The organism is Trichocoleus desertorum AS-A10 (genome assembly GCF_039962155.1).
In the GTDB taxonomy this organism is placed as follows: domain Bacteria; phylum Cyanobacteriota; class Cyanobacteriia; order FACHB-46; family FACHB-46; genus Trichocoleus.
On sequence record NZ_JAMPKN010000021.1, the window covers coordinates 12,514 to 29,333 of the forward strand.

Consider the following 16,820-nt stretch of genomic DNA (forward strand, 5'->3'; position numbering starts at 1 on the left):
TCCACACAACTTATCCAAGTAGCATCAGCTAGACCATAGCTTTGAGCCATAGCAATTAAGCTTTTTAGGCGGAGTTAAAATCGATTTTTGCAATACGTTTAGCCCAACATCTGCCTGAGTCGGGCGATCGGGAATGCGGCCGCTAAGAAACCCCAAGGCTCCCACTCGTCATCATTAGTCAGGATGTATTGCTCTCCTTCAATCAATTGACTGGCAGTCACCAACCTCAGCTTATGAGCCAAGTCAAACCATTCTTTGAAGCCTGGCTCTGCGGCTTTGGCTGCTTTGGGGTGTTCACTGGCTCCCAGTTTCCAGCATTGACTAATCGCATCTCGAAGTAGGCCGATCGGATTCCTCACTTCATGCCTGTCTCGATACTCAACAGCCGCTGCCAGAGCATCGCTCACCACGTTCAATGGAGCGGCTAAAACTTCAGCCTTCAAAGGCGAAGTGAGCGGAAATCCCGCTTGTTCAATTTTTTCAAAAATTGCAGTTTGAGCGGCGGCGGAATCAGCGCCCTCTGCAACCTGTTCCACTTGTGACCCAAATGCTTCTAGAACGGGCTGAGACTTAACAGGCAGGGGAGCGCTTGCTGGCTTGGCATCTTCAGATTTCTCTAAACCCACAACAACAGGGCGGGTGGGTGGCTCCGTTGTTGTGGTGTCTATTGAGGTGTCTAGAGTGGAATCTATTTCTATATGATCACCACTCGTTTGGGAGTTGATGACCTCTGAACTTGGAGTTGAACTCCCAGAATCCGAGGCATCATCTCCTAGATTTGTGAAATGAGACGGAGCAAGGGTTTTAGCCTGTTTCTGGGCTAAGGCTTGTTCAATGGCCTCTCGGTTGAGTTGGTATTGGTAGGCGCGATCGTACTTCGCTTTGGGGTTGTTGCGCCGTTTGAGGAGCTGTAGTTTGTTTGTCAGCTTGGCGAGGGCTTGGCGGATGGTCTCGATGCTGTACTCCTCAAACAGATGCTCTCGGATTTGCTCTAGAGTGAGGCGTACCCAATCATCGAGCTTGTGCTTGGCTTTCCATGCCTGCCAACCTTCGATGATGGCGAGGATTTTAGCCGCGCAGTAGTTGCGCTGGGTAATCTGCACGTACTCTTTACAGAGCTTGAGGTAAGTCAGGTTAGGGGTAGCGGTGCTCATCGTGGCTGCACCTCCGTCTCGAAGCTGTGACGCACGGGTTCAATGAATTTATGTGGGGTGGATTGGTCGAGTTCGATGGCGTACCACCAGCCGTTCTGATACTCCATGCCAATCACGGTGCCGTGTTCGTTCCACTCGTCGTTGATGCGGACTTGCTGCCAGAAGTGGAAGCGGGGGCTAGGGATGCCCCTAGGTATGGGGAGGCTCAGCTCTGGAGTCTGGCTCCTAGGTTTAGAAGCACAGACTCCTAGAGTTTGAGAGCGTTTGACGGTATCCGCTAGGCGCAATAAATAAGGGACGTAGCCCGGACGCTTACGCCATTCTTTGCCCCAGAGCTGCACATCGGTCGGCAGCACGCCGCAAGCATGGGCCAAGGCTTGATCGCACGCTTGCTTGTAGTTCTGGAGGTGCAGAGGATGGAACACCCAGCGCTGGCAATACTCGACGGGTTCTAGCGGTTGGTGCAGGGTGTGGCAGATGCCAGAGAGCACAGCTTGAATCCGAGCCTCACGCGATAAAGGCAAATGGCTAGGCACGAACTCACAAGCACAGCTTGCCGTTTCAAGGGTTTCTAGGTCTGACTCATGGGCACATTCAATCGAGTCTGGCTCCCAAGTTGGGCTATCAGGCTGGAACTCTAGTTCGTAGTGCCAGCCCGCAGCAGGGCCACTGCGCTCGTATTGCAGGCCCACAATCACGCCGATCTCATCGTTGCGCTTGAGCCTGACTTGCTGATTGAAGCTGAACTTAGGGAAAGTCCAATCAGGGGGGAGGGTTAGGCTGTGCATGGACTCACCTCCCGCAGTGCTAGGTCTGCTTCCTTTACGTCTTCGATGCCGCTACTCGTCGGGCTGCTGGGGTCTACCTCGACCAGGTAGGACCAGCCCACCCAGTCGAGGCTGTTGGACATCGCCTCAGACATGCGAGGGGTGAAGTACTGCAAGCCGCGAATGATGCCGTAGTTTGGGTCTTGCTTTCCCCACTGTACCTGTTGCCCAAACTGATACTTGGGCAGGGGCAAGTCTGAGGGGAGTAGGAGCAGGCGAGATTTTAGCTTCTGGTTTTGGTGAAGTTGGTGCATCAGACGGCCTCCCGGATGACTTGACTCCAGCCTGCATATTCGGCGTAGTTCATCTGGCCTTGCTCGTACAGCTCGTCACACATCGAGTGGAAGATGGAGCGGAACAGCCAGCGATCTAAAAACTGCTTGCCTGCCTCGACCGCAGCTTGAGGCGAAGGGTAGGTAGTGTCGTTGCTCATGAACTCGCCCTCAGCCGTGAGCAGTTGAAAGGTGAAGCCACTGGGAGCCGTGACAGGGCAGAGGTAGTGCGCTTTGTAGACGAGACCATAGAGGTGAATAAAAGCGGTGCTCATGACTCATGCTCCTGCTGCTTGGGTCGGAGGGGGAATAAGCGCTGCATCCCAGTCTCGAAGGACACGTAGAGATGCTTGTATTCGTCTGGGTTGAGTTGATTGCTGTCTCTGAGCTCTTGCAGTAGGTGCTGCATGGTAGAGCTGGGGTTGGTCCAAGTGACGTAGTTCACCGCAGCGTGAATGGCATCAGCGGCGAAGGCAAAGGAGCTTTTGATGGTGGCGAAGTTCTTGCCTCTCGGGTGCTTGGCCTTGGCGCTCCAACCGTCTTCGTCAAAGGTGACTTGGATGAGCCAGCCCCGGTAAAGAAACTCGATGGCATCGTTAGTCATGGCTGTGCTCCCGGTATAGCTGGAACTCTTGTTCGAGGCTGGGTTTGTGAACTGGCTCTTGGGCGAGTTGGGCAGTTTGTTGAGCAATGCGGGTTTCGAGCTGAGCTTTGTGAATCAGCTTGTGGCGAATCTGTTCAGCGCTGAGGCTGTAGCAGCGAGAGCAGACTTCACCCCAGCTCACGCCAGAGTCACTGTAGAGAGTGGCGATGATGCTAAACGGTTGCAGCGGGTAACGCTGATCGCAGATCGGGCAACAGAAGGGGTTGACCCAACCCCCGACGCGAGTGAGTTTGAGTTGCACGGCTCAGTCCCCCATCACAGAATGAATGGCGGAGTCAAGAATGCTGAGGTCGTCAGCGGTGTAGACATTCACCATGCGAGTGGTGCCGCCAACGAATTGCTCACGCTTCTGAGGAGGGCGACCGTGACGAGCACGATAAAAAGCAGCGGCAACCTGACCGATTCTGAGCAGTTGCTTGGTGTTGGGGTTGTAGCCCAAGTCGAGGCAGCGGTCTGAGATAGGGACTTCTAAGCGTTTGGCTGGCTCTGGCTCTGCTACCTCAGTCAGTAAGGCAGAACTTTCAGGCAGTAGCCGCTCCTGCATGAGCAGGTTCATTAACTGATCTTTGAGCAGCATCTTCTGACGGTCATCGAAGCCGCCGAGCTGATTGCCGATCTCAACTGCCTCCTTGAGCAAAGTGAAGCGATCCGGTGAAGGAAGAGCAGGGGGTTCAGGAGTGGGAGCAAGAGCCGGAATAATGTGCTCTACTGCATCCAACAAAGAAGTTCTGATCGCTTTAGCAATTTCAGAGTCCCGCAGCAGCATGCCGAGACGCAGAGCAGCGCGAGGAGTCCAGACTAGAGCCTGACTGGTTTTAGATGGTATGGACAAGATGTCCACAGCATCCCTTAAGTCTTGACCCCGTAATACTTTCAGTCCATCTGTTTCAAACTCATCTCGATGTCGCTGACAGAGCTTCTGAACTGTTTCAACATCCGTTTCATAGAACTCTGCCAGATGGTGAGAAGAGGCAAGCCCTACCCCTTGCCACAGAGCAAAGAATAGGGCTTTGGTTTTGTTCAATACTTCAGTCGCACGGTCATGGGATACCTGTGCTAGCTGATTGTCACGTGCCGATTTAGACTCCACTAACACGGAGTCGGATACGATAGTCATGGCTTCACCTGAGCTAAAGGGTTTTAGGTGGAGTGCAGAGGCGATCGCTTGGCCTGAGAAACTTGGCGATCGCTTCCAAAGTGGATGAAGAAATTAGATTAGAGGCACGAAGGCCACCAAAATATTCAGTCAGCCTAAAAAACTTCTGGCTTTAACCTCCAAATTTTTTTAAGGTGGTACTTTTCCACTGCACTAAGACTTCGCCGTCTAAGGCAGCGATTATGTCCATGAAGGTCTCCAGAGTTGGATTACCATCATCGGATATTGCCTTAGCAAGCATATTGCGGCGGTTAACAGGGGTAGCAGACTTATCCCCCTTTGCTTGTCTAATTTCGCAGTAGCGACGGTTAAGGGCTGCAAGGTCAAGTCCTAGTTCCTCCATTCTTTCTCTAATCATCGACATATCCATCCCTACATGCCCTCCTAAGCATAGAAATAAGCTTAGGAGGGCATAGCTGTGGTTTGCAACAGCCTCAATCAAGCGATCGCCGCTGTATAAGTCTCAATGTAAACCATAGAAAGTTTATTGACAAGCCATAAAAAGCATTGACTATGCCATAAAAAGCATATAGTATTTAAAACAAGAGGTGGTAGAGCCGTCTGGACAACTTCTCTACCACCTCTCAAATCAACCCTTAAGTCAAAGGTCTTGAAACTATGCTACTCCAAACCCTAGAAACCGCTCAAGACGAGCGGGGTTCCGGTCGTGTTCAAGCAACGGCTCAGCTAGAACTCGAAACCTACTTAGAGGATCAAGTTCGCTCCATTGCCCCTGCCAAAATCGACAGCCTCTCTCTGGTTGATGGGTACACCTACCTCTCGATAAATGACGAGAGCCGCCCCATCACCAAGCAGCCCATCCGCTTAATCATCCAGCTCGAAGACTGCCAAGGCAACGAGCGCTTAGTTGACCTAGTGACCAACAACGATCGCTTTGCCTTCATCACTCGCATCATCCGCAATCACTTCGATGCTTGCTGGAAGATCAACGAGACCTGGACTCCTACGGACGGTTGCCCCTTCTAGATGACAAAAAACGATCGCTCCTCTGTATGCGGTAGGGGCGATCGCAACTTTTCCTTTACGATTCTCTTTCATTCAATCAGCGAACTCATGCGTTTAGATCCGTACTCCCACGCGATCGCACCATTTCCCACCTCGACACATTTAGTGGAAAGCCATGAACTTACAAGACTACCCCCAAGCCATTGCCCAAGCCTCAACTCTCGTCAACGATTTGGAATTCCAGATCAGCCAAGCCAAGCGAGTGATCACCGCTGTAGAAGGCAGAGTTGATTCTCAAGTTGCCTTTGGTGACTACAAGAATGATCCTCAGCGTAAAGCCGCCCGCTTTGATCTGCTCCACGGTGATGCTGACTACCAGGGAGCACTGCACAACCTCGGTCAACTGATTGCAGCTAAAGCTAAGGCAATGGTTGAGCTGGAGCTAATCCGCAATCAATATTCAGTCGCGAAGATTGAGGCGAGAGCCGAGATGGTGAGGCAGATAGCGGCTCTAGAGTGCGCCGAATTTGTTGGATTGTAGTTTCCCCAATTGGGGAAAAGCTCAAAATCCGAACTGTTCGGAATTTGAATGAGAGGCGATCGCTCTGACTCACACAAAAGGGTGATAGAGCGATCGCTCCTCCCAGCTTCCAAACTTCATATTCCGCAAATTGCGGATTTTGTAAGGGCGATCGCCTCAACAGTCTCAGATTTTTTCAAGCTCAAGCTACTACCCTAGATCCACTTCTCCTATGAAACGGCGATACCGCTACAGAATCTATCCCACCAAGACACAAGAAAAATCACTCGCACAGTTATTCGGCTGTACTCGCGTTGTCTGGAATGATGCTTTAGCGTTTTGCAAAACAGCTTTGGAGAGCGGGCTTAAATATCCTGGGTTTAGCACGTTATCTAGCCAATTCATCACTCAAGCCAAGCAAACTGAGGCAAGAGCTTGGTTATCTGAGGTTGCCTTTGCTCCTTTGCAACAGTCTCTTCGAGATCTCGATGAAGCATTTCGCAACTTTTGGAACTCAATCAAGGGCAAACGCAAAGGAGCCGCAATGAAGCCACCTCGGTTCAAAAAGCGCTCTTCTACCCAATCAGCGCGATTTACCCGTACAGCATTCAAACTAAGACAGCACAAGGTCTATCTAGTCAAAGTCGGCAACCTCAAGATTGAGTGGTCTAGACCGCTGCCAGCACAGCCGTCCTCAGTAACAGTCATTAAAGATCCTTCTGGTCGCTACTTCTTAAGCTTCGTTGTTGAGTGTGAACCTACACCCATGCCCCAGACGGATAAGGCTGTTGGCATTGACTTGGGCATCAAAACCTTTGCCACACTAAGTAATGGTGAGAAGATTGATGCCCCTATGCCGCTCAAGAAGAGCCTTAAAAAGCTTAGAAGACTACAGCAACGCTTGAGTCGTAGACAAAAGGGTTCTCGTCGTCGCGAGTTGGCTAGACTTCAGCTTGCTAAGCTATACGCCAAAATTACAGACATTCGCTCTGACTTCCTGCAAAAGTTGTCAACCAGGCTGATTCGCGAAAACCAAGCGATCGCCTTAGAGAACCTCAATGTGTCAGGAATGCTGAAGAATCGCAAACTATCCAGAGCCATCAGTGATTTAGGGTGGCGATCGTTCCGAGATATGCTTGAGGCCAAATCAGTCATGTACGGACGAGATCTGCACATCATCGATCGCTGGGAGCCAACCTCTCAAGCTTGCTCTTGCTGTGGGGAGAGAGGCGGAAAGTTAGATCTCTCTATTCGGCTTTGGGAGTGCTTGTTTTGTGGCACAACCCACGATAGAGACGTGAATGCTGCCAAGAATATCAAAGCCGCTGGGGGGCACTCAGAGGCTATAAACGGACGTGGAGGGCTACATAAGACTCGACTCGATCGAGCAGTGCCCAGTGAAACGTCAACCCACCAGGAACCCATTCAGCTCAGCCTGTTTGGGGAGACTGGAATCCCTGTGCCTTTAGGTTAAGGAGGATGTCAATGGCCCGTGCGTTTGTCATAAACAGCTTTATTCGGCATCACCTTGCAGGTAAGGCTTCAATTCTGAGTTAGCCGTTGCGATCGCTTTCCCCAGGTCTTTCACTCGAATTTTAGACAAGCGGAAAGTTGGCTCTCTCTATTTGGTAATAGGAGTACTTGTTTTGTAACACAAAGCCGCTGGGGGGCACTCAGAGGCTATAAACGGACGTGGAGGGCTGCGTAAGACTCGACTTGATCGAGCAGTGCCCAGTGAAGCGTCAACCCACCAGGAACCCATTCAGCTAGGTCTGTTTGGGGAGACTGGAATCCCTACACCTCATGTTAAGGAGGATGTCAATGACCGGTTCTTTTGTCATAGACAACTTTGTTCACTAGCTTCGTGGGTTGTAAGCATTGATTGCTACTCTTCCTGTCTTTCTATTGGTCAAAGGCAGCAGAGAGCTAAGTTCTGAGTGCTTAAGAGGGCGATCGCTCCGGTGAAGTGAAGGGGCGATCGCGCTACCAAGTCTTTGCCCCCTTAGCAGCGCGATCGGATCGGTGAGGTAATAAGGGCAAGCGGCGGGTAAACGGGATCGTTACCCCCCCATCCAACATCGGGCATTCTAAAGGCATTGCCTTACGATCACTTAGGTGTGGAAAAAGGAGACATAATGAGTGATTTTTATGAGTTTGCTCTACTGTTTACTGTTAAGCCAGATGTTCCGCAGGAAGTAGTTGGCACACTGCAATATATGGTTCAGGGGCAAGGTTTTGATTTTACCCCGACACTCAGTAATCCTTTATTTTCCGAGCCTGGAGGCACAGTTATTCACCCTTCAGGTACGCCAATACGTGTTTTACCCGCGTGGCATAGTTTTTTTCGGGATGGACATAGCGAGCTTGAAGAATATCTAACAGGAAGCTTTGGTAATTCATTTTCTGAAAATAGATTGGCAGTCCGCCAAGTCATTCATGAAGATGCTTTCTTTAATACCTGGGATGAGCTGGGGGAGTGGTTAGCTTCAATTAGCGCAACAGTAGGACTGGTTGGTTACTATCGAAACCTTGAAGACGACTCTATAGAAGACGCCAATTTCATTTGCTTTGAAAGTGGTCAACTATCAGAACCATCGATTGAGGATGTTCAAAATGTTGATGCTTTTCTACAAGACCTTGAAAATGCTCTGTCTGCCTCAGATACATAAACTATGTTCCAATAAGAGGCCAATTATAGGATTCAGGGCTCATCATTAAGCCAGCATCCGTTTTAGTCGGGCGATCGCATCACCAGACCATTGTCCCCTTAGCCATGCGATCGCCGCTCATCTACTTGACCAAAGCGATCGCAGTCACCCTTAAACGCTGGCCTGTAAGTAAAGCTTCAGCTCTAAATTAGCGGTTGTCATCGCCTGACGCAGCTCCTTCACCCGGATCTTGCTCAGTTCGCTGATTTCCTGCTGGGTCAGTGCCGTTGGGTTGGTCGGTCGGAACTTCTGTGTCATCGGGGTTTAGAACTCTGTCTTGTGGGCGATCGCTCGCCTCTAACTTCTTAATTTCGGCTTCAATGTCAAACTCATCTGGCAGGACCTCACCTTTCTTCAGCAACTCGAGCAGGGTTTCTAGGCTGATTTGCCCCATCTGCTGCAACTGCGAGTAGGCGGTTATGTCCTGAGCCATCAGAGCATTGAGATTAAAGTCACGATTCACCTGGCACGTTCCAGGTTCTTCTCCCAGGTAGGCGGCGTGGTATTCCAGGCAGAGGTCAAAGCCATCCTGCAAGCCCTGGGCAATCACAGCCATGATTGAGTCACCCTGCGAGCGATCGAGCTTCTTGGCTTCTGCCGACTCACCCACGTTCTTTTGCCCAACGATGGTGGCGAGGCCCAGAGCTGACATCTGTCCTTCAATGGTGTCGATGCGTGATTGTTGGGCATTGAAGCTTTCAACCGAACAAACCAACCACTCTGCCCGACCTTCCTTATTTTCAAAAACTAAAGCTTCATCTGCCCCAACAACGACATCCCCTTCCCCAGGGTCATAGCCGTAGAGCACCAACTTGGGCTGAGCTGCCAGGTGCAAGCTGTGGTCTAAGTCCGAACTGAGCTGATAGTGCTTGATATTTAAATGCGCGATTTCCAGCATTGGAGGCTGAACAACCACCTCTTTCTTTTTATTCGTATAGATGAAGACGAAGGGAATATAGGGCAGGCTTAAAAACCCGTCGTCAATCTGTTCAAACTCATCCTTGACCTTGCCAAAGAGTCGCCATCGGCAACGCCCCTCAAGCAGGTCATAGACCTTGATTCGCTCAACTTGGCGATCGCTAAACTCACCGTCTTCCTCGGTCACAACTTCTCTAATCCGAAGCTGGGTAAATCGTCTCAGGTTGCCTTGAATCTCATAACGCCAGCCAATAATCTCAGGTGCAGTGTAGTGGACCCAATAAGGTCTCAACCCTGCTGCAATCTGCTCAGAGAGCAACTGAATGCCATCCGATCGCGGGTAATCGACGAAGATGCCTGTGTAGCCGTGGTCGATCGCTGCCTCAAACACTTCATGAGCAAAGGTATTCAGGTCATCCCCCAGCAGGTTCACATTATCTAGGTGCTCGGTTGTCTTGGCTCTAGCCTCAACCTTGACAGGCTTTCGTAGCACCATCCCCACCAACCCACGCACCAACCGCGCATACCAAGGCGTGAGACAGGATCGGTTCCGTCGTCGTAGATAGGCCGTGTCCTTCTCAAACGGCTCAAGGGGCAGAAAGGCTTCGCCTCTATCCCGAATCTCTGAGGTTCCGCCTCGGACAGCCGAGATGACGGACCAGTAAGCCAACATTTGTTCGTAGGCAGCACTGGGCACCTCGACCCCAGATTTGCTGCTCTCTGGCATCGGGCCAAGTTTGGCATCAGGCTGGGGAGTTTTTTTGAAGCGATCGCTATAGGAATAAGTCACGGCTGGCAGGATAATTCTTGCCGCAAGAGTTCCTATGCTCATGAAAGGCGGGCGAGCGCTAACCAAAACGCTTTGGTTAATTTGTTTCAATCCGCAATCTACTAGGGACTAGATTGCTACGGCGCGAGCGCTGTAGGGATGAGACACGGCAAGCTAGGTAATTCTTGCCGAGATAGTTCCTATGGGTATGGAGAGGGCGATCGCTCTAGTGACGTGGTTGAATTTCTCTACTAAGCTTTGTTCACCAAGCCGAGAAAACTACTGTATGTGCGATGAACTTCCTGAAAATAAGAAATTTGTCATTGACCTCCTAGAGCAAGCTCTAGAGAGATATGAAGCTGAATATAGTGAACTGTTTGACCGATGGCGTGGACTAGAAAGCAAGGCCCAAGTGGCACTAACAACCTCTGGCATATTTGTTTCTGCATCTGGACTGTTGGTTAAAGAGGTTGGCAGTACTTTCCCATCTGAAATGAATCTGGCTCTAGCCTTCGCGATCGCTCTGTTGGTTCTGTCAGTTACGTGTTCTGTAACAGTGCTTGTAGTGCGGCCACTTGAAAGCTCTCCAACAGGAGAAGGCTATACAAAATATGCTCTTGATGCACTAAGGGTAATAGAGCGATTGGATAATGGAATAGCGGATTACCAAATTCATCTTATTCAGGACAAAATTAGAGTCTGGCAGGACACCGTTGTAAGTCTTAGGGATGGTAATGACCTCAAGGCACAATGCCTAAAGACTGCGCAATACTTGCTTCTAGCTGGACTTCTGCTTGTGGCTAGTGCAATCATAATTACAATATTTTGGAAGCAAAACAAAGGAGTTGTAAGCTAGATGGGACAAGGCACACCAAGAACGTGTGTTGAGGCAAACTGTAATGCCCCTGCGATTGAAAACAGCAATTACTGTCAACAGCATCTTCCAGGTCGAGGCGATTCCAAAACGAAATGGACACATAAAGCCGACTTTCAAGAAGACAGCGACGACACTGGAAGAGCCAATTTTAATCGGCCCTAGCTTAACTGCTCTAGGTAAAAACGGTTTAGGACATCTACCCAAACATCTGCTGGTATCAAGCGACCAGGATGTTAGTACAACTGAATACCCGATCGCTTGATACCTTTTGGTCGAGCACAAATCATAGGCTCAAGAGCGTATCTCAGGGCATCTATTAAATGGTTATGAGCATCAACCACGACTGGTAGCACGTCTCCAGTAATCCGATCGGTCTTATAGGAATAAAGCCTCGCCTCCTCTGCGGTGTGCTTGCAGCGGGGGTGGATGATAATTTTCTCGTAGCTTCTCAAGTGAGCAATCCCATCTTCGACGCTGCCAGCTCGCTTGGATACCCCTTCAATTTTGGGAATGCCGTGCCGCTTTAGGTAGGAGATGGATTCGGGACGGGCACTGTCAGCTCTGACCACAAAGCGATCGCACCCTACTACATCCAACTTCCAGCGTTCCGCAGTGTAATCAAGCTCTAGGCCCACTGCACAGGACTCTTGCTCAATATAGAGTTGATTGCCATAAATCCAGCACTTCACCAATGTGGTTGGGTCTTGAGCAAAGCCGAAGTCAGCGCCGTGATAAGGGCCATTCCAGCCCGACTTGATGAGCAGCTCCCCACTCTCAGTCGCGTCATAGGGGTCAAACTCCTCAATAATCCATTTCTTATTTAGAATTTGGGCATCAGACTGCTCCCATAGGCCACCCTCCCAAATGTGCTGATAGGTATCCGGGTCAGTCGCCGCCATAGCCCGCCGCTCATCATCCAAGACCTTTGGAAAGTGGGGATTTCTATTCCAGTTGACTTGCTCGACATAGGCATTCGATCGCGCCTTCTCAACCAATTCCTGATAGACCGCATCAGTTTTATTGAGTGGATTAAATGTGACCCAGATCTCGCTGCCTTCCTCCCGAATGGTAGGTACCAAGACTTGCCAGCTCTCAGCCGAGATGGTCTGAGCTTCCTCTAGCCAGCAATGAGTGATGCCTGCCATTGATTTAATGGATTGTACGTTGTGACGAACGCCCCGAAAGATGAAGCTGGAGCCATTCGCACCCAAAATAATGGTGTCTTGCACCTTGTAGAAATCGTCTAGGCCCAGCACTTCAATGCGGCCTTTGAGCAGAGCATGAACGGAGTCTCGCATCGATGCCTGAAACTCACGAGCGCACAGCACTCGGATTTTGCGCCTCAATCCTTCAATCAGTAGAGCGTCGGCAGCTGCCCACGATTTTCCAGATCCGCGCCCACCCCACAAGCATTTGTATCGTTTGGGAAGGAATAAGGGTTGTGCCCAGTCAGTTAGACCCTGAGCCAACTTCGCAGCTAAGTCAGGGCGATCGCCCTTATCCTTCAAGTCGAACTGTTCTTCTAACTCGTCGATAAGCTCTTGCTGCTTGCTTACGCGCGGCGCTGCCATTTTTCCTTAAGCTCGGTCACGAACTCAGTGGGCGAAATTCCTAAGGCAAGCACTTGTTCCGCCAACTCAGCAGCAGTTGCAGGCACTAACTTCCGTCGCAACTCAATCAGCTTGGCTAGAGCTGAGGCACACCCCTCTAAAGACTTTGGCTCAGCACCGCCTCCAATCCAGCCAGATAGCTGAGTGATGGCATGGTCGATCTCGTCAACTTCGTCAATTTTTGCCTTGCGATCGAAGGATCGCCTGCGATGAGGAATTTTGGATGAAGAGTCTTCCTCCTCAACAACTTCGTCACTAACATGACCCGCGGTCTTAAGTGCCTCCCATCCACCTTCAGCAGACTTATCCTCGATCGCCCGCTTGCTCACGCCAAAACGCAGCGCGACAGCCGCTAAGGACTCGTCATTCGCTAGGTAATGTTGCTTAATAGGCTCCCAATCAATCTTCTTTGGCATGACCGCAAAACGCCGCAAATAAACCGCAGATAAACTCTATTTCTGCGGCTAAAGTTCCCACTGGGTTTGAGGTTTGGGTTTTGCGGTTTGGGGTCAGGAGATGGAATGAGAGGGCGATCGCACCCAATAAAAAGCCCCCTACAAGAGGAGGCACGGTTAACTGTTAGGAGAAAAGAGCCTGCTAGACCGCTAGGGTGAAACTTTTTCTTTGAAGACTTTGCCAGCACTGAATGCCGGAACCTTGGTCGCTGGAATCTGCATCTTGTCTCCGGTCTTGGGATTGCGACCCTCGCGAGCCTGTCGCTCTCTAGCCTCGAAGGTACCGAACCCAACCAGAGTTACTTTGTCGCCTGAGGCTACCGTCTCCTGAATTGCCTCAAATGTAGCGGTCACAATTGCTTCAGCTTGCTTCTTGGTTACGCTAGCTTTTCCAGCCACTGCGTCTACTAATTCGCCTTTGTTCACGTAAAAACCTCACAATGCTTGCTGCGATTATAATTCAGGTTTTTGGAGCCTTCACATCATTTCAGACAACAAGTCCGTTACCTTTTGTTGAGCATTGAGGCGAGCATCATCATACAGGAGAACGGTTTGTAGGTTCTTATGCCTGCTCAGCTTTTGCACCTCTCGCACGTTTCCGCCCGTCGCATCAAGGGCTGCTGTGATTGAGGAGTGGCGGCAACGGTGAGGAGAGAACCGCTTCTTGATGCCTGCCTTCTGTGCTGCTTCAAATACTAGGTTGTAGATGGCGTTCCCTGTGAGCCTGTGTCCGTGGTGTACGTTATCCAGGGCAATAAATAGTGGACTATCTTTTCCCCAATTGGGGAAATGCTGCAACCAAGCCTCGATCGCTTCCACCGTCGCAGCTGACAAACTAACCCGCTCCTTCTGGGTGCCTCGCCCTTTCCCTAAGATGGTCAGCGATCGCGCCTCTGCATCAAAATCAGACACATTCAGCTTCACTACCTCACCTCGACGGAGAGCGTTATCCCATAGCAGTCGGAGAATGGCGTAATTGCGCTGGCCTTGCAGAGTTGAGCGATCGCACCCTTCCAAAATTGCCCGATAGCTATCCCGATCCACACCGCTGGTATCTCGGTAGGCTTTGGCCTTCTCTCCCTGAACTTCCTCCAGGCTCCACTCACACTTGCCAATTTTTTGAGCATATTTGACAAGTGATTTGATGGCTGCCAGTCGTCGATTCACGGTTGCTTCGGCCAATCCCTTCTCAATCAGTTTGGCTTTGTACTGGAGAACCAGGGCGATCGCTGTGAACCGCTCCAGCTTCAGGAATTCAATGATTAATTGGGGGTTTGGCTCATGCCCACTGACCGATAAGAAGAAATCTTTCAAGTCTTTGTCATAGGCACGGCGTGTATTTTCTGAGCGTTTGTCTGCTAGAAGTTCGGCGAGGATGTCACGCTCTTGGGCATGGAAAAACGAGCTGGGTTGCTGATGAGGGATTAGGTTGCTCACGGAAGTTTCCTGAATCCCCTAGAATTCCTTGGACTTAGACGAAAAGATGGACAATCCAGCCAAACAAAAGCATTGCGCCGTAAGTGATTAGGAACTCAGCGATTGCCTCTCCGTTGCTTTGGTCTTTGCTTTTCTTGCTCTCTCTAGACCCGCTTTTGACCAGTACGGCAACAATCGCTGCTAGGCCAATACTCTGAGCAAGCGTCAGGTTTGGGGCACCTGAGAAGACTGGATGAATAAACCAACCCCAGAACAGATAGACCATAAAGCCATTGGCGATCGCTGCACCCGCAATGAGAGCCGCAATAAATGGAGTGACGAGAGCGACTACCCCAACTGCCTGAAAAACCTGTGTCATTACCGCAGTCCTAATGCATTATCTCCAGGATACCCAGCTGGTGATAATGAGAGTTTCCGCAACCTGAGTATTGGTTTGGCGATCGCCTTCTCTCCCTCAGCCGGAATTCTCCACCTGACTTCATCATTGCTTCACAGCATCAACAAGAATTTATGAAGCGCCTGAAATGTCCGTGTTTCAACGGGTCGGGGGCTTTCACGTTCAAGGGTACTACTTTAGATAGAGACAGGAACGCCCCACCTGAATCGTCACAAATCGCCACACGATACAGGTAAGGTAGTTCCTCAAATGAATAGCAATACTGGCAGCAAGCGGACCGTGGAAGGAGCTTGGGCACAACACCGCAAGGGCGCTCAGCAGAAATCCCAGCAACAACCGCCACAACGTAGAGTTTTAACAATTGAAGAGCGTAACGAAATCGCTCAACAGAATGACAGGCTTGCTCTTAAAGTGGCTCACCGGATGTCCGGTCAATGTGCAGAACCACTAGAAGACTTGATTCAACTCGCCCGGATTGGCTTGATTAAAGCAGTTGAAAGATATGACCCCAGCAAGGGCGTAGCTTTTAGCTCATTTGCAGTGCCCTACATCCAGGGTGAGGTTCAGCATTTCCTACGCGACCATTGGGGTCACGTTAAGATTCCCCGCCGCTCTATTGAGTTGGCTTCCAAAGTGAAGCAGGTACAGCGTCGGATGGTGGCCCTAGGTCGAGATGTTTCCGAGGAAAAGATTGCAGAGTCTCTGGGAGTTTCCAAAGCAAAATGGACTTGGACCCAACAGGCTGTCAGTCGTAAGCCATTGGTGAGCCTGGATGATGTGCAGCTCTCCGAAGAAGAAACAGAGGACCTACAGGAAGAGGAAGCGCTCAAGCAGGAGATGTACAAGAGATTAGGGAAACTCAAAGATCCCTACCGGACCTGTATCATGGAGCGATTCTTTAAACAGATGACTGACGAGGCGATCGCCCGCCAACAAGACACCACCCCAGAGCAAGTACGCTTCTGGATTGACGAAGGTTTGCAACGCCTCAGAAATGGGCAAAATGAAGATAGGCAGAGGGTTTGAAGATGACGACGACAACAGCAGTAGAGATTCTTCAGCAGTTCGATTACGGTTCACTTGATCTGGAGCAGCGAGTAGTAGTTCAACAGCGCACGAGCGAGATCAAGGACTTAATCAATCGCAATGCTCAAAACACTATTGAAATCGGCCAAAAGCTGATTGAGATTAGGGCTCGTTTGGGGCATGGGCACTGGCAGCAGTGGCTTGGGGCCGAGTTCAACTGGAGCCAGTCAACCGCCGAGAGTCTCATGCATGTCGCCAGAGCCTTCGACCATAATCGGAAAATTTCCGATTTTGCCCCTTCTGCCCTCTATTTACTAGCTGCTCCCTCAACCCCTGAATCAGCACGTGAGAAAGCGATCGCCCTAGCTGAATCTGGTGAACGAGTCACCCACGCCAAGGCCAGAGAGATCGTCAATGAGCATAAGGCTCCGACCGCCAAGGCCAAACCAGAAGAGAAGTTCTACCCGGGTCGTGAAGTACTTGTTACAGATGCCGACCATCCTCACCACGGCAAAACGGTCACCGTCTCCCGAACTGAAGGTGCGATCGCGCTCTGTGAAGTGGAAGGAAGCGACGAACCAGAACCGTTTTTGCTGAGTGAGATTGAGCCGGAAGATACCCCACCCCCACAAAAATCTGAACCCAAGCCGTTATACTCGAGTCCAAAAGTGGGGCAGACGACTCAGGTTATTTATGGATTAGAAGGTGAGCTGGAAGTGCAAAAGCAGCGATCGCGTCTCAGGGCGGAGTGGATTGCTAAGGTGCTCGAAATCTTTCAAGAGGCTATGTCCGAAGATCTTTACGATGAAGGACTGAGTCTACTCGACTAATACCAGACGAGCTTGACCTTGTTCCCTTCACCACAATGCACCCGCTCCAAGTCCGCGATCGATTCGTAGTGATAGGGGCGGGTTGCTATTTTCATGGAGAGTGAGCACCAACCATTCGGGAATTGAACACCCTCAGCCACCTTAATGGTGTGGTCAACATGCTGTAGTTTCAGGTGCAGAGAAAAGAGGCGCATAATCGCAGGCCAGTAACAGTCCCTAGGTTTCCCGGTAGGA

At 50.6% G+C, this 16,820-nt stretch carries 24 protein-coding genes; 8 read left to right on the plus strand and 16 right to left on the minus strand.

From position 1 onward, the window contains the following. Positions 1-98: 98 nt before the first annotated feature. The 8 genes from NDA01_RS21570 to NDA01_RS21605 form a co-directional block, all read right to left on the minus strand. The gene (locus tag NDA01_RS21570; RefSeq protein WP_348229565.1) at positions 99-1,154 is read right to left on the minus strand and encodes a hypothetical protein; all 1,056 of its coding nucleotides are present in this window, start codon (positions 1,152-1,154) and stop codon (positions 99-101) included. Continuing rightward, a complete protein-coding gene (locus NDA01_RS21575) occupies positions 1,151-1,942 on the minus strand; it encodes a hypothetical protein (protein WP_348229566.1) in 792 nt (263 codons plus the stop codon). Before NDA01_RS21575 ends, NDA01_RS21570 begins: the two co-directional genes overlap by 4 nt. After that, a complete protein-coding gene (locus tag NDA01_RS21580) occupies positions 1,930-2,235 on the minus strand; it encodes a hypothetical protein (RefSeq protein WP_348229567.1) in 306 nt (101 codons plus the stop codon). The genes NDA01_RS21575 and NDA01_RS21580 overlap by 13 nt, the downstream gene beginning before the upstream one ends. Continuing rightward, positions 2,235-2,528 carry a hypothetical protein gene (locus tag NDA01_RS21585; RefSeq protein ID WP_348229568.1) on the minus strand — a complete coding sequence of 98 codons (294 nt, stop codon included), beginning with the start codon at positions 2,526-2,528 and terminating at the stop codon, positions 2,235-2,237. The genes NDA01_RS21580 and NDA01_RS21585 overlap by 1 nt, the downstream gene beginning before the upstream one ends. Then, complete coding sequence (locus tag NDA01_RS21590; protein ID WP_348229569.1) at positions 2,525-2,857, minus strand: hypothetical protein; 333 nt, start codon at positions 2,855-2,857, stop codon at positions 2,525-2,527. Before NDA01_RS21590 ends, NDA01_RS21585 begins: the two co-directional genes overlap by 4 nt. Next, positions 2,850-3,158, minus strand: a complete 309-nt coding sequence (locus NDA01_RS21595; protein ID WP_348229570.1) for a hypothetical protein — start codon at positions 3,156-3,158, stop codon at positions 2,850-2,852. The genes NDA01_RS21590 and NDA01_RS21595 overlap by 8 nt, the downstream gene beginning before the upstream one ends. Positions 3,159-3,161: 3 nt before the next feature. Then, complete coding sequence (locus NDA01_RS21600; protein WP_348229571.1) at positions 3,162-4,034, minus strand: hypothetical protein; 873 nt, start codon at positions 4,032-4,034, stop codon at positions 3,162-3,164. Positions 4,035-4,185: 151 nt separating this feature from the next. Then, a complete protein-coding gene (locus tag NDA01_RS21605) occupies positions 4,186-4,443 on the minus strand; it encodes a hypothetical protein (RefSeq protein ID WP_348229572.1) in 258 nt (85 codons plus the stop codon). A 248-nt stretch (positions 4,444-4,691) separates the two neighbouring features. On the opposite strand from NDA01_RS21605, the gene NDA01_RS21610 reads away from it, so the two are divergent. From NDA01_RS21610 to NDA01_RS21625, 4 genes are all read left to right on the plus strand, one after another. Beyond that, positions 4,692-5,060 (plus strand): hypothetical protein, encoded by a 369-nt coding sequence (locus tag NDA01_RS21610; RefSeq protein WP_348229573.1) that lies wholly within the window; start codon positions 4,692-4,694, stop codon positions 5,058-5,060. Between the two features lie 154 nt (positions 5,061-5,214). Next, positions 5,215-5,580 (plus strand): hypothetical protein, encoded by a 366-nt coding sequence (locus NDA01_RS21615; RefSeq protein WP_348229574.1) that lies wholly within the window; start codon positions 5,215-5,217, stop codon positions 5,578-5,580. Between the two features lie 211 nt (positions 5,581-5,791). Further along, on the plus strand, positions 5,792-7,033 hold the full coding sequence (locus NDA01_RS21620) for an RNA-guided endonuclease InsQ/TnpB family protein (RefSeq protein WP_348229575.1): 1,242 nt from the start codon (positions 5,792-5,794) through the stop codon (positions 7,031-7,033). Positions 7,034-7,694: 661 nt separating this feature from the next. Beyond that, complete coding sequence (locus NDA01_RS21625) at positions 7,695-8,228, plus strand: hypothetical protein (RefSeq protein WP_348229576.1); 534 nt, start codon at positions 7,695-7,697, stop codon at positions 8,226-8,228. A gap of 187 nt (positions 8,229-8,415) precedes the next feature. Here NDA01_RS21625 and NDA01_RS21630 read toward each other — a convergent pair whose 3' ends face one another. Continuing rightward, positions 8,416-10,017 carry a DUF4055 domain-containing protein gene (locus NDA01_RS21630; protein WP_348229577.1) on the minus strand — a complete coding sequence of 534 codons (1,602 nt, stop codon included), beginning with the start codon at positions 10,015-10,017 and terminating at the stop codon, positions 8,416-8,418. Positions 10,018-10,240: 223 nt separating this feature from the next. Between NDA01_RS21630 and NDA01_RS21635 the strand changes: the two genes are divergently transcribed. Beyond that, on the plus strand, positions 10,241-10,810 hold the full coding sequence (locus tag NDA01_RS21635; protein ID WP_348229578.1) for a Pycsar system effector family protein: 570 nt from the start codon (positions 10,241-10,243) through the stop codon (positions 10,808-10,810). A gap of 43 nt (positions 10,811-10,853) precedes the next feature. Continuing rightward, positions 10,854-11,093 (plus strand): hypothetical protein, encoded by a 240-nt coding sequence (locus NDA01_RS21640; protein ID WP_348229579.1) that lies wholly within the window; start codon positions 10,854-10,856, stop codon positions 11,091-11,093. On the opposite strand, the gene NDA01_RS21645 is transcribed toward NDA01_RS21640, so the two are convergent. From NDA01_RS21645 to NDA01_RS21670, 6 genes are read right to left on the minus strand one after another with little or no spacing between them, the layout of a single operon-like run. Next, complete coding sequence (locus NDA01_RS21645; RefSeq protein WP_348229580.1) at positions 11,065-12,402, minus strand: PBSX family phage terminase large subunit; 1,338 nt, start codon at positions 12,400-12,402, stop codon at positions 11,065-11,067. The two genes, NDA01_RS21640 and NDA01_RS21645, sit on opposite strands and share 29 nt — an antisense overlap. After that, positions 12,384-12,857: a hypothetical protein gene (locus NDA01_RS21650; protein WP_348229581.1), complete on the minus strand. Its 474-nt coding sequence runs from the start codon at positions 12,855-12,857 to the stop codon at positions 12,384-12,386. Before NDA01_RS21650 ends, NDA01_RS21645 begins: the two co-directional genes overlap by 19 nt. Further along, positions 12,841-13,011, minus strand: coding sequence for a hypothetical protein (locus NDA01_RS21655; protein ID WP_348229582.1), 171 nt, complete (start codon positions 13,009-13,011; stop codon positions 12,841-12,843). Before NDA01_RS21655 ends, NDA01_RS21650 begins: the two co-directional genes overlap by 17 nt. Before the next feature lie 35 nt (positions 13,012-13,046). Further along, the gene (locus tag NDA01_RS21660) at positions 13,047-13,322 is read right to left on the minus strand and encodes an HU family DNA-binding protein (RefSeq protein WP_348229583.1); all 276 of its coding nucleotides are present in this window, start codon (positions 13,320-13,322) and stop codon (positions 13,047-13,049) included. A 51-nt stretch (positions 13,323-13,373) separates the two neighbouring features. After that, positions 13,374-14,333, minus strand: a complete 960-nt coding sequence (locus NDA01_RS21665; RefSeq protein ID WP_348229584.1) for a tyrosine-type recombinase/integrase — start codon at positions 14,331-14,333, stop codon at positions 13,374-13,376. A 34-nt stretch (positions 14,334-14,367) separates the two neighbouring features. Further along, positions 14,368-14,691, minus strand: coding sequence for a hypothetical protein (locus NDA01_RS21670; RefSeq protein WP_348229585.1), 324 nt, complete (start codon positions 14,689-14,691; stop codon positions 14,368-14,370). A 288-nt stretch (positions 14,692-14,979) separates the two neighbouring features. Here NDA01_RS21670 and NDA01_RS21675 point away from each other — a divergent pair, with 288 nt between their 5' ends. Both NDA01_RS21675 and NDA01_RS21680 read left to right on the plus strand, forming a co-directional pair. Next, positions 14,980-15,756: a sigma-70 family RNA polymerase sigma factor gene (locus NDA01_RS21675; RefSeq protein ID WP_348229586.1), complete on the plus strand. Its 777-nt coding sequence runs from the start codon at positions 14,980-14,982 to the stop codon at positions 15,754-15,756. 2 nt (positions 15,757-15,758) lie between these two features. After that, positions 15,759-16,586: a DUF3102 domain-containing protein gene (locus NDA01_RS21680; RefSeq protein ID WP_348229587.1), complete on the plus strand. Its 828-nt coding sequence runs from the start codon at positions 15,759-15,761 to the stop codon at positions 16,584-16,586. On the opposite strand, the gene NDA01_RS21685 is transcribed toward NDA01_RS21680, so the two are convergent. After that, entirely contained in the window at positions 16,583-16,780 is a 198-nt protein-coding gene (locus NDA01_RS21685) for a hypothetical protein (protein ID WP_348229588.1), read from the minus strand. The two genes, NDA01_RS21680 and NDA01_RS21685, sit on opposite strands and share 4 nt — an antisense overlap. Positions 16,781-16,820: the final 40 nt, after the last annotated feature.